Consider the following 15,972-nt stretch of genomic DNA (forward strand, 5'->3'; position numbering starts at 1 on the left):
TGGATTGATGGCTTTAGGTTTATTCATGTATTTAATTTATATTTTATTTTGGGGTGATCAAATATGAGTGCTATCTTAATCAATCAGCTCTTGTTTTTAGTGGTCTTAATTGGGTTAGGTATTCCACTGGGTTTTTATACGTATCAAGTGATGTCTGGTAAGCATGTCTGGACAAGTGCGTTCTTAGCACCTCTTGAAAAAATGATTTATCGGTTGTTAGGGAAACAGGCTAAAGTTGAAATGAATGCAAAAAAATATACATTCTCTGTCTTGGCTTTTTCATTTTTGAGTTTTATTGCAGTAATGTTCTTTATGTTGCTACAAGGTTATTTCCCGGGAAATCCTAATGGGGCGGAAGGGACAAGTTTAAGTCTAGCCTTTAATACAGCAATTAGCTTTGTGACCAATACAAATTGGCAAGCTTATGCAGGGGAAACAACACTTTCGCCATTGACACAAATGTTGGCTTTAACCGTTCAAAATTTTGTTTCGGCAGGTGTTGGAATCGCTGTTTTATTTGCTTTATTAAGAGGGTTTATCTCAAAAAATAGTCGCAATTTAGGGAACTTTTGGCAGGATTTAACAAGAGCTGTTCTCTATGTTTTATTACCCTTATCCCTAGTTATTGCCTTGATTTTAGTTTCACAAGGTGTTGTACAATCTTTTGGCGGTGCAGTAGAAACTTATTTATTAGAAACAGGAGAAAAAGTATTGGTTCCTCTAGGGACTGCGGCCAGTCAAATTGCGATTAAACAATTAGGCACAAATGGTGGTGGGTATTTTGGGGCAAACTCAGCATTTCCATTTGAAAATCCAACGGTCTTTTCTAACTTTGTTGAAAATATTGCGATTTTGATTATTCCAGTTGCTTTGATTGTGTCATTTGGTTTATTTGTTAAAGAGATGAAACAAGGAAGAACAATTTTGATTGTCTCATTTATTTTATTGGTTTTAGCTTTGATTGGGGTCACAATGAGTGAATATTATATGGCTCCTCATTTTACTGATGTTTTGGCTAATGGCAATTTAGAAGGAAAAGAAGTCCGATTTGGGATTGGTTGGTCTAGTTTATGGGCAGTTAGTACAACTGCTGCTTCCAATGGGTCTGTCAATGCGATGATGGATAGCTTTACACCACTTGGAGGAATGATTCCAATGTTCCTTATGCAATTAGGTGAGATTGTCTTTGGTGGTGCGGGTAGTGGTCTTTATGGCATGATTGCCTTTGTTTTATTAACTGTTTTTATTGCAGGTTTATTAGTGGGAAGAACACCTGAGTATTTAGGCAAGAAAATTGAACCGTTTGATATGAAGATGGTTTGTCTTGTCATTTTAACGCCACCTATTTTGACTTTAGTAGGGAGTATGATTTTTACCTTGCATCCTGATTCTGCAGCTTGGTTAGGAAATAGCGGAGCCCATGGTTTTTCAGAAATGCTTTATAATTTTTCTTCCTTAGCAAATAATAATGGGAGTGCTTTTGCTGGAATGGAAACAAACACGACCTTCTTGAATGTTTTAGGTGGCTGTATCATGCTATTGGTTCGCTTTATTCCAATGACGGCTATTTTATTCTTAGGTGAAAATTTAGGGAAGAAAAAAATGGTTGCTGTTAGTGAAGGTACATTATCCACTACAAATGGTACCTTTACCTTTATGTTGCTGGGAGTGATTCTATTAATTGGTGCCTTAAGCTTTTTACCAGTAATGGGATTGGGACCAATTGCAGACTTTTTTATTCATTCATGAGGTAGTTTAAGAGGATAGGAGACATAAAAAATGAAAGAAACAGAATCAAGAAAAGCAATGATGGTTGATGCACTGAAGCAGTCACTAGTAAAGTGTGCACCATTAATCCAATTAAAGAATCCAGTAATGTTTGTGGTTTATTTAGGTGCCATCTTAACAACTGTACTCTACTTTTTATCCTTTATGGGCATAAAAGATCAATCAGCTGGTTTCACATTAGCGATTGCTTTGATTTTATGGGTGACCATTCTTTTTGCAAATTTTGCAGAAGCCATTGCAGAGGGGCGTGGTAGAGCGCAAGCAGATAGTTTAAAAAGTGCTAGAAAAGAAGTCATTGCTAAAAAAGTGAAATCGATTAAAGCCCTTGATCAGGTGACTGAAGTGATTTCTTCTGATTTAAAAAAAGGTGATTTGGTTTATGTTGTAGCAGGAGAACAAATTCCGATGGATGGTGATGTGGTAGATGGTGCGGCATCTGTTGATGAAAGTGCGATTACTGGTGAATCAGCTCCAGTCATTAGAGAATCTGGTGGCGATAGAAGTGCTGTGACGGGTGGAACAACAGTCGTTTCTGATGCGTTAGTCATTCAAGTAACGGCGGAAAGTGGCGAAAGCTTTCTTGATAAGATGATTGCGATGGTTGAAGGCTCTGCTCGTAAGAAAACACCGAATGAAATTTCTTTGCAAATTTTATTGATTACCTTAACACTAATCTTTTTAGTGGTTTCAGCAACACTTTTACCTTTTACACGTTATTCTAGTGCCTTATCAGGAAGTGGATCAGCGCTTTCATTGACAGTGATTATTGCCTTACTTGTTTGTTTGGCACCGACAACGATTGGGGCGTTATTGTCTTCAATTGGGATTGCAGGGATGAGTCGTTTAAATAAAGCCAATGTCCTAGCGATGAGTGGTCGTGCCATTGAAGCGGCTGGTGATGTTGATATTTTAATGCTAGATAAAACAGGGACAATCACTTTAGGAAATCGGAAGGCGAGTGAGTTCTTACCTGTAGCTGGTGTAGAAGAGTTTGAGCTGGCAGATGCTGCACAATTATCCTCGCTTGCTGATGAAACAGCTGAGGGACGCAGTATTGTGGTATTAGCTAAAGAGCGTTTTGATATTCGGGGACGTGATTTTAAAGCGTTACAGGCAACTTTTATTGATTTTTCTGCGAAGACAAGAATGAGTGGGATTGACTATCAGGAGCATGAAATTCGTAAGGGCGCTGCAGATACTGTGAAGAAATTTGTGATGGAAGCTGGTGGGACTTATCCTGCTGAATGTGATGAGATTGTTGCAAAGGTTGCTGGACTAGGCGGTACACCGCTCGTTGTTGTGAAAAATAAAACGGTTTTAGGTGTCGTTTATTTGAAGGATATTGTGAAAAATGGTGTCAAAGAACGCTTTGAAGATATGCGTGCGATGGGGATTAAAACCATTATGATCACAGGTGATAATCCAATGACTGCTGCTGCGATTGCAGCTGAGGCTGGGGTCGATGATTTCCTAGCAGAAGCAACACCAGAAGCTAAGTTGCAGTTAATTCGCCAGTATCAAGAGGAAGGTCATTTGGTGGCGATGACTGGCGATGGCACCAATGATGCACCAGCTTTAGCGCAAGCGGATGTGGCAGTAGCAATGAATACAGGCACACAAGCAGCAAAAGAAGCTGGCAATATGATTGATTTGGATTCAAGCCCAACTAAGCTGATTGATATTGTTCGGATTGGGAAACAGTTACTCATGACACGCGGTGCGTTAACAACTTTTAGTATTGCCAATGATGTTGCAAAATATTTTGCGATTATTCCGGTGTTATTTTATGCCATTTATCCACAATTAGACGCGCTAAATCTGATGGGGTTAAATAGTCCAACCAGTGCGATCTTATCTGCGATTATTTACAATGCATTGATTATTGTGGCATTGATTCCTTTATCTTTAAAGGGAGTGAGCTATAAAGAAATGCCTGCCAGTCAAATTTTGCGACATAATTTATTGGTCTATGGTTTGGGTGGCTTGGTTGCACCATTTATTGCAATTAAATTGATTGATGTTGTGTTAACAGTGATTGGTGTAGGTTAATTAGAAAAGAAGGAGCGACTTAAAATGAAAGCTTTTATCAAAGAAAATTTGCAGCCAGCATTTCGTTTATTACTTATTATGACATTGATTTGTGGGTTAGGATATACGCTTTTGGTAACAGGAATGGGTCAATTGTTTTTTTATCAACAAGCAAATGGCAGCATTGTGACGGTATCTGCAGCGGATGGGAGTAAGAAAAATGTGGGGTCACAATTATTAGGACAACCCTTTACTGAATCACAGTATTTAATTGGGCGACCAGTTGGAACAGCTAGTCAATTGTCACCAGTTGGTAAGGAACAGGAGGATTTAGTGGCGCAACGTGTGGCCTTTTTTAAAGCGCTTGATCCAACCAATCAGCAAGCGATTCCCATGGATTTAGTGACACAGTCTGGCAGTGGTGTAGACCCAGAGATTTCATTAGAAGCAGCGCAATATCAAGTAGCAAGAATTGCAAAAGAACGTCAGATTTCACAGGAAGCTGTTGAGAAAGTGATTCAAGACCATACAAGTGGGAAACTTTTTGGTACAATAGGAGAATCAAGAGTCAATGTACTAGGTGTGAATATCGCTTTAGATGAACTAGAATAAATAGTTTAAAGTGAATCAGAAAGTGAGGAGTAGGACATGGGGGAAGAATTAAATCGACCAGATCCAGACCAATTGTTATTGCAGGTTGAACAAATGGAGGAAACTGGAGCGGGAAAATTAAAGGTTTTCTTTGGCTATGCAGCTGGTGTCGGAAAAACCTATGGCATGTTAAAAGCCGCTAAAAAGCAAGTGGCTTTAGGCAAGCAAGTCATTTTAGGCTATATTGAACCTCATGTTCGACCAGATACTTTAGCTTTAATGGAAGGCTTTGAAAGGATTCCAACTAAAAAATTACATTATAAAAATATGCAGTTAGAAGAGTTTGATTTAGATGCTGCATTAGCACTCGCGCCAGATTTGATTTTAGTCGATGAATTAGCACATACCAATGTGATTGGATCCAGGAATAAGAAACGTTATCAAGACATTGAAGAGTTACTACGAGCTGGCATTGATGTTTATACAACAGTCAATGTACAACACTTGGAAAGCTTAAATGATATTATTGAAGAAATTTCTCAAATTCGTGTACAGGAGACTGTGCCAGATAGTTTCTTAAGTCATGCTGAAATGAAGCTGATTGATATTGAGCCAGAAGAGTTGCTGAGTCGCTTAAAGGAAGGGAAGATTTATCGTCCAGAGCGTGCTAGAAAGGCCATGAATCATTTTTTTACAAAAGAAAATTTAAAACTATTGCGAGAAATTGCGATTCGTAAAGCAGCCGATCATATTAGTATGGACAATCGAATTGAAGATGTTTATAAGGAAAAAAGGGTTCATGTTCGATTGTTAACTTGCATCCATCATTTGGACCAACAGGGAGCTGAAAAATGTATTCGTTGGACAGCCCGACTAGCCAATGCTTTTCATGGAGAATGGGTCGTTTTAATTGTTGAGAAAAGTGATGAGGAAACCTCTGAGGAAGAGCAACAGAAGAGGAAGGCAAATCAAGTGTTAGCTGAACGTTTAGGTGCAGAAGTTGTGACCTTAATAGGGGATCAACCAGTTGAGGTGATTACCCAATATGCTAAGTTAACAAGTGTGACAGATATTATTGTTGGTAAATACCGTCATCGCTTTGGGCATTTTAAATGGTTGAAACAGGATATTGAAGATGAGCTAATGAAGCGGTTAAATCATGTTGAATTACACATTATTCCACTAGCAGAACAGGAACCGCGTTTGAAAAAAGAAAAGGCTTCTTTTAAACAATTGATTCCTAAAAAAATTCTACTGGTAGATTTGTTCAAAACAGTAGGACTGCTAATTGCTGCTACTTTATTATCTGAGGTTGTGACTTATTTAGGAATTGGTGATCAAAATGTTATCATTGTTTACTTATTATTTGTGGTGATGATTTCCAGAGTGACAACAGGTTATTTTTATGGTGTGCTCGCTTCAGGAATTAGTGTGATTTTATTTAATTGGTTTTTTGTTGAGCCGTTGAACTCATTGACGGTTTATAAACCTGGTTATCCGATTACCTTATTAATTATGTTGATAGGGGCTTTATTTACCAGTAACATCATGATACGATTAAAAAATCAAGCCCGAGATTCTATTGAGAAAGAGCATCAAATGTCGGTTTTATATGATCTAAATAAGAGTTTGCTGTCAACTAGAAATTTAACTAAAATTGTTCAATTAACCAATGAATATCTTGTGCAAGCTATTGAACGAAGTGTGATTTTTTATACTGAAAAACCACATGCACAGCAACAATTAAATATTTTAACCTATCAAAATAAGCAAGATTATCAAGCGTTGGCTTCAGGTGATGAACAAGGTGTAGCCAATTGGGTCTTTAATAATCATAAAATTGCAGGTTTTGGAACGGATACCTTAATGGGCGCTAAAGGCCATTATTTTCCAGTCATTTCTCAAGGTAAGGTATTAGCAGTTATTGGCATTTTAATTGATAAAAAACAGCCACTAACCTATGAACAGCAAAACTTTTTAAAAATGTTAACCTCTCAACTTTCTTTAGCATTAGAAAGACAACGCTTGGCAGCAGAGCAACAGCAAATTATGGTGGAAAATGAAAAAGAGAAGATGCGTGGTAATTTATTGCGTGCAATTTCCCATGATTTACGAACACCGCTTACTGGGATTCTAGGAGCCAGTTCGGTTTTATTGGAAGAGGAGCAACAATTACCTGCTGAGTTAAAGAAAAGTTTATTAACAGATATGAAAGAAGATGCAGAATGGTTGATTCGAATGGTAGAAAATTTATTATCTGTCACAAGAATTGATGAAGGCACCATGAAGGTTAAAAAAACGCCAGAAGCTGTAGAAGAAGTTGTTGGAGCAGCAGTTGGTAAGATTCGCAAACGTTTTAAAGGGCAATCCTTGACTGTCAAAGTACCAGAAGAATTGCTGATGATTCCGATGGATGGGACATTAATTGAGCAAGTATTGATTAATTTGATAGAAAATGCGATTAAACATGCGCGCTCTAAAGAGCCTGTGATGATCACCGTCAAAAAGAAACCAGATTTTGCGATTTTTGAAGTCAGTGATGATGGTATTGGCATTGCCAAAGAACGTGTTCCAGTGCTATTTCAGCAATTAGGAGAGGCCAGAGAGGATATACCGGTTGATTCTTCAAGAGGCATGGGCATTGGTTTGTCTATTTGTAAAACAATTGTGACTGCACATGGTGGCACCATTGAAGCGGTTAATAAAGCCCAAGGTGGCGCAGTATTCAGATTTTCATTACCCATTAAGGAAGGAGCCACATCATGACAACAACTGTTTTGATGATTGAAGATGACTTAGCGATTGTGAATTTTATGACGGCTATTTTACAGGGAAATGCTTATAAAGTTTTACATGCTGCTAAAGGAACAGAAGGGGTCAGCATGTGTGCTTTATGGTCTCCTGATGTGGTCATTCTTGATTTGGGTTTACCAGATCAAGATGGCATCGATGTGTTAAAAAATATTAGAAGCTGGTCAGAGGTACCTATTATTGTCGTTTCTGCTAGAAGCGATGAAAGTGAGAAAGTACTAGCGCTAGATGAAGGTGCAGATGATTATATCACAAAACCATTTGGCACCTCTGAATTGCTCGCAAGAATCCGTACAGCTTTGCGCCATGTGAAGAAAAAAGAAGGCTCAGCTGGGAAATTAAGCAATGGTGCGTTTGAAATTGATTTTGATAAACGCTTTGTCCAAATTGAAGGCAAGCAGGTTCATTTAACACCAACAGAATATAAGATTATTCAACTTTTAGCTTTGAATATTGGAAAAGTGCTAACACATGATTATATTGCGAAAGAAGTTTGGGGGCCTTATTCCTTAGAAAATCAATCTTTAAGAGTAAATATGTCCAATATTCGTAGGAAAATTGAAGTTAATCCTGCTGAACCAGTTTATATTTTAACGGAAATTGGTGTGGGGTATCGGATGGTGGAATGTTAATAGGAATGGAGTAGCTTGCTGATTATTCATCGAAAATAAAAAATCAGAAAAGTAGCATTTAAGCTATTTTCTGATTTTTTTGCTTATTACCAAGTTTCATGAACCGGAAGCATTTCCCTTTTTTTCATTCCAGAAACATAAGGATTTCCAGCCACATGATAACGTAAAAGGGCTGCTGTCCATTTGCCTTTATTTGGAATGCCAATTCGTGGACTAGCGATGACTGCTTTAGGAAGGAGCTGATCAGAGGGATGCAGGAAAAGCTTTCCTTCATTCAATAACTGACCATCTAATGCTGTTGTAATGGCTAAAGCTTGTGTCAATTTTCCTGGTCCATTAGTTAAGAGGAGCCCTTCTTTTCCTCGGTTTTTAATCATAAGCTTTTGATTAGTTAGAGGCTGAATCGCTCGAATTAAAACGGCTTCTGGCATATCTTTTTCTTTGGTCACAATATTCAGCATGTGTTGGGTATGCATGGAATAAATATAGATGGTACCGCCTTTTTCATACATCGAGGCTAGCCTAGGGGTTCGTTTATTATCAAATGTATGACAAGCTCTATCCTCAGCGCCAACATAAGCTTCTGTTTCCACAATATAGCCACCAACCAGCCCATGTTCTGTTTCATGCAATAATAATTTTCCTAATAATGCTTTGGCTGTTTCAGTTGTTGCTGGTTCTATAAAATCCATTGGTGACACTCCTTACTTAATCAGCTAAATCAATTTGTAATTCAACAGGACAATGGTCGCTTCCTACAATTTCTTGATGAATGGATGCAGATGAAAGTTGTGCCTTTAATGTATCTGAAACACAGAAATAATCAATGCGCCACCCTGCATTATTAGCTCTTGCATTAAAACGATAACTCCACCAAGAATATTCTCCTTCAGTATCAGGATGGAAATAGCGGAAAGTATCAATAAAGCCATTCGCTAGAAAATCTGTGAATTTAGCGCGTTCTTCCGGTGTAAATCCTGCATTTTTTTGGTTCGTTTTCCAATTTTTTAAATCAATATTTTGATGGGCAACGTTTAAATCACCACACATAATTACAGGCTTCTTCTGATTTAAATCCAATAAATAGTCTAGGAAATCTGATTCCCACTGCATCCGATAATCTAAGCGTTTTAGCTCGCTTTGAGAGTTTGGAGTATAAACCGTCACAACATAATAAGTTGCATACTCAAGCGTAATCAATCGTCCTTCCTGATCATGCTCCGCTTTATCCATACCATAATAGACATTTAAAGGTTTTCTTTTAGTAAAGATAGCTGTTCCTGAATAGCCCTTTTTTTCTGCATAATTCCAATATTGTTCATAGCCAGGTAAGTCTAGCTCAATTTGTCCTTCTTGCAATTTGGTTTCTTGTAAACAGAAGAAATCAGCATCTAATGCATTAAAAATATCCATAAATCCTTTTTTGACCACAGCACGAAGGCCGTTTACATTCCATGAAATGAGTTTCATTTAATTTGCCCCTCTTTCTCTTAATTGATTCTATTTTCTATTGTATCGCAAAAATGAAGATTCGCAAAATGACATTACTTTGATTAAAAGTCTAAACGATTTCAACTTTTTCTTTTTTTTGTTAAGATAAAGTCAAAGAATGAAAGGGCGTGTTGAGTAGATGAAGAAGATCGGTGTTATTGGATTAGGAAATATTTCTCAAAAAGCTTACTTACCTGTGATGGCAGAAATGAATGATCGTGTGGAATGGCATTTTTATACAAGAAACCAAGAAAAATTAGCCGCTATTTGTGAAAAATATCATTTTGAGTATCACTATTCATCGCTGACGGCATTGATTGAAAGTGGTATTGAAGCTGCGTTTGTTCATACTGCAACACCAACACATGCTGAAATCATCGAATTGTTATTAAATGAAGGGATTCATGTTTATGTGGATAAGCCAATTTCAGAAGATATCCGGGAAACGGCTCGCTTACTACAATTGGCAGAAGCAAAAAACTTGATATTAATGACAGGCTTTAATCGGAGATTTGCACCTTTTTATCAAGAATTAGCTGCAATCCCAGCTAAGAATATGATCATTATGGAGAAAAATCGTGTGGATACCATCAAGGAAAATCAATATGCGATTTATGATGATTTTATTCATGTTGTTGATACCATGTGTTATTTACTAGGAGGCAATCTGACCCATTTTTCTGTGCATAAAAAGCTAGAGGGTGAAGTTGTTTCTCAAGTAATGATTCAGCTTCATACCGAGACCACAACAGGTATTGCCATTACTAATTTTAAGGCTGGAGCCAATCGTGAATGGGTAGAAGTCATGACTCCAAGCGCCACTTATCAAGTAGAAAATATGGTAAAAATGAAAACTTTAACAAAAGATAGTGAAAAAATAAATGAATTTAGTGACTGGACATCTACATTAGAAAAGAGAGGCTTTGTTTCTATAATAGAAGCTTTTGTAGAAAGCTTAGCTACATTGGAAAGTCCAATCTCAATTCAAGAAACAATTGTTAGTCATGACATTTGTCATAAAATTGTTCAAAAAGAAAGCGTTTAGCTATGTGAGAAAGATATTACTTTATGTAGTATCTTTTTTCGTTATCTAAAAAAGGAGTGAGAGGATGAAATATCAACACATTGTTCATATTGTCTCTGAAAGAATCAAAAATGATGAATATAATTTTCAGTATGCTTTACCAAACCAGCAAGAACTAGCCACTGAATTTGGTGTGAGTCGTATGACTGTCAAAAAAGCCTTAGATATTTTAAAGGAAGAGGGAGTTATCTATAGCAGCAGAGGTTTGGGGACTTTTGTTGTGCAACATGAGAAGCTACAGAAAATTTCTACATATCAGAAAAAGCAACAAACAAAGCAATTTAGTTATCTTAAGCAAATGCTTTCTTTTGAAAAAAAGCATCCACATCAATTGTTACAACAACAATTAGCTATCTCAGCACAGCAAAACGTTTATGCTGCGACCTTTATTCGTTATCGAAATGAAAGACCTTATGCTTTAGAACATTGGTTCATTCCGGAACAGGTTATTCCAGGAATTACACAGGAGACTCTTGAGCAAGATTTGTATCACTATATTGAATTTGAATTAGGACTGAAATTGGGAGATACTTCCTATACCATTTCAGCAGTAGTCGCAAATGAAGTGGATAAGCTGCATTTAAACTGTACTGACAATCATCCCATTTTAAAGGTGGAAAAGCTCTCTTTTTTAAGAACGGGTTGCCCCTTTTTATATCGGATTTGTCACTACCAAGCAGCAATGAAATCCTATCAATTTTTTGATGCCATTAAGAAAAATAAATAAGTGATTTAAAAATTGGCAATTCATGGTAGAATAATGAAAGAGCGATTGACTATTAATAAAGATTTGAGGACAAGCTGATGAAGATAGAAAATTTAATTGAGGGTGCACCTCAACTAATTATTAAAAAGAATGAACCTTTATCCTTATACACCTATACAAAAACAGGTGGGCCAGCAGATATTTTAGTATTTCCTAAAACAATAGAGGAAGTACAGCAGGTCTTACTTTGGAGTAATGAAAATGATGAACCGCTAACCGTTTTAGGGAATGCCAGTAATTTGATTGTCAAAGATGGCGGAATTCGTGGTGTAACCATGATTTTAACAGAAATGAATGCCATTCAAGTAGAAGGAAACAACATAACAGCTCAAAGTGGCGCGAAACTGATTGATACCACTTATGTTGCACTAGATCATAGCTTAGAAGGAATGGCCTTTGCTTGTGGGATACCAGGAAGTATTGGTGGTGCAGTTTATATGAATGCAGGTGCTTATGGTGGAGAAATCAGTGAAGTATTAGCGAGTGCAATTCTGTTAACAAAAGCTGGTGAAATCATTGAAGTCAGCAATGAAGAATTGGCTTTTAGCTATCGTATGAGCAGTATCCAAAGCAGTGGTGCCATTGTTTTAAGTGCGACCTTTGCGTTAAAGCATGGCATGAAGCCTTTAATTGAAGAGCGTATGAAAGAGTTAACTGAGCTAAGAGAAGCAAAGCAACCATTAGAATACCCTTCTTGTGGGAGTGTCTTTAAGCGTCCTCCTGGTTATTTTACAGGGAAACTGATCCAAGATGCGCATTTACAAGGTCATATGATTGGTGGCGCTCAAGTTTCAATGAAGCATGCAGGCTTTATTGTGAATATTAATCAAGCAACAGCTACAGATTATATTGACTTGATTCAACATATCCAAGCAGTTATTTTAGCTGAATTTGATGTCGTATTAGAAACAGAAGTGAAGATTATTGGAGAAGATTAGCTGATTAGCTTGTCATGCCTCTTAGGATTTTTAATCCTTAGAGACATGATACAGATTGAACAAAGTTCAACTCTGAACCTTCCCAATTTTTTTGCCTCTTAAGAATGCTTCATTGTCGAATTGTAATATGAGGAACCTGTTTTAGTATTTAATATGTAGTTGGAAAATAAAGTTTAAAAGGAGATTTTTATGAAAAAGAAATATGTAACACTTATGCTTGCTGCACTAATGATTATCACTTTAGGTGCCTGTTCAAATGGTGCTAAAAACTCAGATAGTTCTAAGAAAGAAGAAAGTTCAGCATCTTCAACAAAAAAAGAAGAGAAAAAAACTTCTGAAAAATCAGAATCCAAACCAGAACCAAAACCAGAATCAGAGGCCAAAACAGAATTAGGAAATTCAGAAATGTTTCAATTGTCGATTGAAGCGGCTCAATCACAAATTCCCGCAATCAAAGCGCAAGCTGGGGATATTTACTCTGATATCAAAATTGAAGAAGGCAAAGACACGACAATTATCTATACTTATACATTTTCACAAAATCCTGCGGTAGCCATTGATCAAGAAGCTTTAAGACCAACATTAATAAAAGGTCTAAAACCTACAATAGATGGGTCAAAAGGCTTGTTTCCTGATGTGAAAATCCAAGTAATCTACCTTAGTCCAGAAGGAACTGAATTAGTTAATCAGATTATTACGCAAGAAGATACAGATGCTATCCAATAAATTTAGCTAGTTTAACGTTTTATCAGATCAGGCTCATTAACCAGTAGTTTTATAAAGATAATGAATGATAGTCACTTACATTCATTATCTTTTTTTGATTGCTTCCTCTTCCTTATTTTAAAGGGAATTGGATAGATAACTTACTAAATCAGCTAAAAAAGTTGCACCTGATTCTGGGATTGTGTATAATGAACGAGCAATGAAAATTTGGTACTGTCCATAGGGGAGTAACTAGCAGCTTAGGCTGTGATAACATCAACAATCATGTTGAAGCGGCAATTTCTTCTGGTGTTATCTTAAATAGTGAGACTTATGTATGTTTGCTTTGAAAGAGCAAAAAGCATGCATAGGTCTTTTTTTGTTAAAAGGCGGATACAGTCCAACAAAATATAAGGAGGATTTTCATGGTAGAAGAGAAAAAGCAACAAGTCCAAGGTGTGTTTTATACACAAACGGAGGAAGAAGTACTAAGTAATTTAGGGACAGCAGTCGAAGGTCTTTCAGATGCTGAGGCAAAAAAACGTTTGGCGTCGTATGGTGCAAACCAATTAGATGAAGGAAAAACAAAAAGCTTATTTGTAAAATTTTTAGAGCAATTTAAAGATTTTATGATTATTGTCTTAATGGCTGCAGCGATTATTTCTGGCTTCTTTGGGGATGTAACAGATGCTGTGATTATTATGTTAGTTGTGGTTGTAAATGCCATTCTTGGTGTCTTCCAAGAAGCAAAAGCTGAGCAAGCGATTAATGCATTAAAAATGATGTCCTCTCCTCATGCTCGTGTTAAACGTGATGGACATGTGGTGACACTGAAAAGTGAAGAGCTTGTACCAGGAGATATTATCTTGCTTGAAGCTGGAGATGTGGTACCAGCAGATGTGCGTTTCTTAGAGATTGCTTCATTAAAAATTGAAGAAGCAGCCTTAACAGGTGAATCTGTACCTGTTGAGAAAAGTATGAATAAGATTGAAGATGCTGAGGTTGGTATTGGGGATCGTACCAACATGGGCTTTATGAATAGTAATGTAACTTATGGTCGCGGAATAGCAGTCGTTGTTGGCACTGGAATGAATACTGAAGTTGGTAAAATTGCGGATATGCTCGCAACTGCTGATGAAACAAAAACACCTTTACAAGAAAACTTAAATCAGCTTGGTAAATATTTAACGATTGCGATTTTAGTTGTAGCGGCTGTGATGTTTGTTGTTGGGATTAACGGCGGTAAAGAAGCTATTGATATGTTATTAACTTCAATTTCATTAGCTGTAGCAGCGATTCCAGAAGGATTACCAGCAATTGTTACGATTATTTTAGCTTTAGGAACACAAAAAATGGCTAAAAGAAATGCGATTGTCCGTAAATTACCTGCAGTTGAAACCTTAGGTAGTACGGAGATTATTTGTTCTGATAAAACCGGAACCTTAACTTTAAATCAAATGACTGTTGAAAAAGTTTTCGTTAATGGCACCTTACAGGATGCAAGCGAAGCGATTGATACAACCTTACCAATTGTTCAAATTATGACATTAAGTAATGATACAAAAATTTCTTCTGATGGTTCATTAATTGGAGATCCAACTGAAACAGCGATGGTTCAATTCTCATTAGATAAAGGCCTAGATGTGAATGGCTTAAATACAAGCGAGCCTCGTGTTGGCGAAGTGCCATTTGATTCAGATCGTAAATTAATGTCAACAATCAATGAATTATCAACTGGTGGCTACCAAATTGCAACAAAAGGTGCACCAGATGAATTACTCAAACGTTGTACCCATTATGTAGTAAACGGTGAAGTAAAACCAATGGATCAAGAAATGCATGCATTAATTTTAGCAACGAACCACAATTTAGCCAAACAAGCACTACGTGTGCTAGCAATGGCTTACCGCCAAGTAGATGCAATCCCAGCTGAAATGGATTCAGAAGTTGTTGAACAAGAGTTAATTTATGCAGGAATGATTGGGATGATTGACCCAGAACGTCCAGAAGCAAAAGATGCAGTTGCAACAGCTCGCGAAGCGGGTATTCGCCCAATTATGATTACAGGTGACCACCGCGATACTGCACAAGCAATTGCGACACGTCTAGGAATTGTTGAAGAAGGCAATGATGATGCAGTGATTACAGGTGCAGAATTAAATGAGCTTTCAGATGAAGAATTTGCAACAGCGGTTACCAAATACTCAGTCTATGCCCGTGTTTCTCCTGAGCATAAAGTGCGTATTGTGAAAGCATGGCAGAAAAAAGGCAAGATTGTGGCGATGACAGGTGATGGTGTCAATGATGCACCGGCACTTAAAACAGCCGATATTGGGATTGGTATGGGGATTACTGGTACTGAGGTTTCTAAAGGTGCCAGCGAAATGGTCCTAGCGGATGATAACTTCTCAACCATTATCGTAGCCGTTGAAGAAGGACGTAAAGTCTTCTCTAATATTCAAAAATCAATTCAATATCTATTATCTGCTAACCTAGGTGAAGTCTTAACCCTATTCATCGCAACAATGGTTGGCTGGACCATTTTAACACCTGTCCATATTTTATGGATTAACCTTGTAACAGATACATTCCCAGCGATTGCTTTAGGTTTAGAGCCAGCTGAAAAAGATGTCATGAAACAAAAACCAAGAGGTCGCAATTCAAACTTCTTCTCTAATGGTGTTTTCCCAAGTATTATTTATCAAGGGATTATTGAAGGTGGGATTACTTTAGGGATTTACTGGTGGGCAATCACATTCCCAGTACATGCTGGCTATGATGCAGCACACTTAGATGCAAGTACAATGGCCTTTGCAACACTTGGTTTGATTCAATTGTTCCACGCCTTTAACGTAAAATCCATTCATGGTTCATTATTCTCAGTGGGCGCATTTAAAAATAAATCATTTAACTGGGCAGTCTTGTTGTCATTTGTTTTATTAGCGGCAACTATTTTAGTCCCTGGCTTAAACGATGCCTTTAACGTAGCACATCTAGATTCTTATCAATGGTTAGCAGTATTCGTTGCTTCATTTGCGATTGTGCCAATTGTTGAAATCGTGAAATTTTTCCAACGTAAACTTGTAAAATAATTCAGTAGAAAAGTCTAAGCCAATTTGGTTTAGCCTTTTCATTACA

At 37.2% G+C, this 15,972-nt stretch carries 12 protein-coding genes; 10 read left to right on the forward strand and 2 right to left on the reverse strand.

Translation table 11 applies throughout. The features are described 5' to 3' along the window. The first annotated feature begins 63 nt into the window (after positions 1–63). The 5 genes from kdpA to BMW29_RS09860 are packed head-to-tail and all read left to right on the forward strand — an operon-like array spanning position 64 to position 7,850. Positions 64–1,749 (forward strand): potassium-transporting ATPase subunit KdpA, encoded by a 1,686-nt coding sequence (kdpA, locus tag BMW29_RS09840; RefSeq protein ID WP_092652908.1) that lies wholly within the window; start codon positions 64–66, stop codon positions 1,747–1,749. A gap of 30 nt (positions 1,750–1,779) precedes the next feature. Then, positions 1,780–3,837, forward strand: a complete 2,058-nt coding sequence (gene kdpB / locus BMW29_RS09845) for a potassium-transporting ATPase subunit KdpB (RefSeq protein WP_092652910.1) — start codon at positions 1,780–1,782, stop codon at positions 3,835–3,837. Positions 3,838–3,861: 24 nt separating this feature from the next. Further along, the gene (gene kdpC / locus BMW29_RS09850) at positions 3,862–4,428 is read left to right on the forward strand and encodes a K(+)-transporting ATPase subunit C (protein ID WP_092652912.1); all 567 of its coding nucleotides are present in this window, start codon (positions 3,862–3,864) and stop codon (positions 4,426–4,428) included. 36 nt (positions 4,429–4,464) lie between these two features. Further along, positions 4,465–7,173, forward strand: a complete 2,709-nt coding sequence (locus tag BMW29_RS09855) for a sensor histidine kinase (protein ID WP_092652914.1) — start codon at positions 4,465–4,467, stop codon at positions 7,171–7,173. Beyond that, on the forward strand, positions 7,170–7,850 hold the full coding sequence (locus tag BMW29_RS09860) for a response regulator (protein WP_092652916.1): 681 nt from the start codon (positions 7,170–7,172) through the stop codon (positions 7,848–7,850). Before BMW29_RS09855 ends, BMW29_RS09860 begins: the two co-directional genes overlap by 4 nt. Before the next feature lie 86 nt (positions 7,851–7,936). Here BMW29_RS09860 and BMW29_RS09865 read toward each other — a convergent pair whose 3' ends face one another. Together BMW29_RS09865 and BMW29_RS09870 are read right to left on the reverse strand one after the other, a co-directional pair. Continuing rightward, entirely contained in the window at positions 7,937–8,542 is a 606-nt protein-coding gene (locus BMW29_RS09865; RefSeq protein WP_092652919.1) for a DNA-3-methyladenine glycosylase, read from the reverse strand. 16 nt (positions 8,543–8,558) lie between these two features. Beyond that, positions 8,559–9,320, reverse strand: a complete 762-nt coding sequence (locus BMW29_RS09870; RefSeq protein WP_092652921.1) for an exodeoxyribonuclease III — start codon at positions 9,318–9,320, stop codon at positions 8,559–8,561. 160 nt (positions 9,321–9,480) lie between these two features. On the opposite strand from BMW29_RS09870, the gene BMW29_RS09875 reads away from it, so the two are divergent. From BMW29_RS09875 to BMW29_RS09895, 5 genes are all read left to right on the forward strand, one after another. Further along, positions 9,481–10,386: a Gfo/Idh/MocA family protein gene (locus BMW29_RS09875; RefSeq protein ID WP_092652923.1), complete on the forward strand. Its 906-nt coding sequence runs from the start codon at positions 9,481–9,483 to the stop codon at positions 10,384–10,386. Positions 10,387–10,450: 64 nt separating this feature from the next. Further along, positions 10,451–11,152, forward strand: coding sequence for a GntR family transcriptional regulator (locus BMW29_RS09880; protein WP_092652925.1), 702 nt, complete (start codon positions 10,451–10,453; stop codon positions 11,150–11,152). Between the two features lie 77 nt (positions 11,153–11,229). Continuing rightward, positions 11,230–12,129: a UDP-N-acetylmuramate dehydrogenase gene (gene murB / locus BMW29_RS09885; protein ID WP_092652927.1), complete on the forward strand. Its 900-nt coding sequence runs from the start codon at positions 11,230–11,232 to the stop codon at positions 12,127–12,129. Positions 12,130–12,318: 189 nt separating this feature from the next. Continuing rightward, the gene (locus tag BMW29_RS09890; RefSeq protein ID WP_092652929.1) at positions 12,319–12,855 is read left to right on the forward strand and encodes a hypothetical protein; all 537 of its coding nucleotides are present in this window, start codon (positions 12,319–12,321) and stop codon (positions 12,853–12,855) included. A gap of 404 nt (positions 12,856–13,259) precedes the next feature. Next, entirely contained in the window at positions 13,260–15,926 is a 2,667-nt protein-coding gene (locus BMW29_RS09895) for a cation-translocating P-type ATPase (protein WP_092652931.1), read from the forward strand. Positions 15,927–15,972 lie beyond the last annotated feature (46 nt).

This window comes from Isobaculum melis (assembly GCF_900111355.1).
In the GTDB taxonomy this organism is placed as follows: Bacteria; Bacillota; Bacilli; order Lactobacillales; family Carnobacteriaceae; genus Isobaculum; species Isobaculum melis.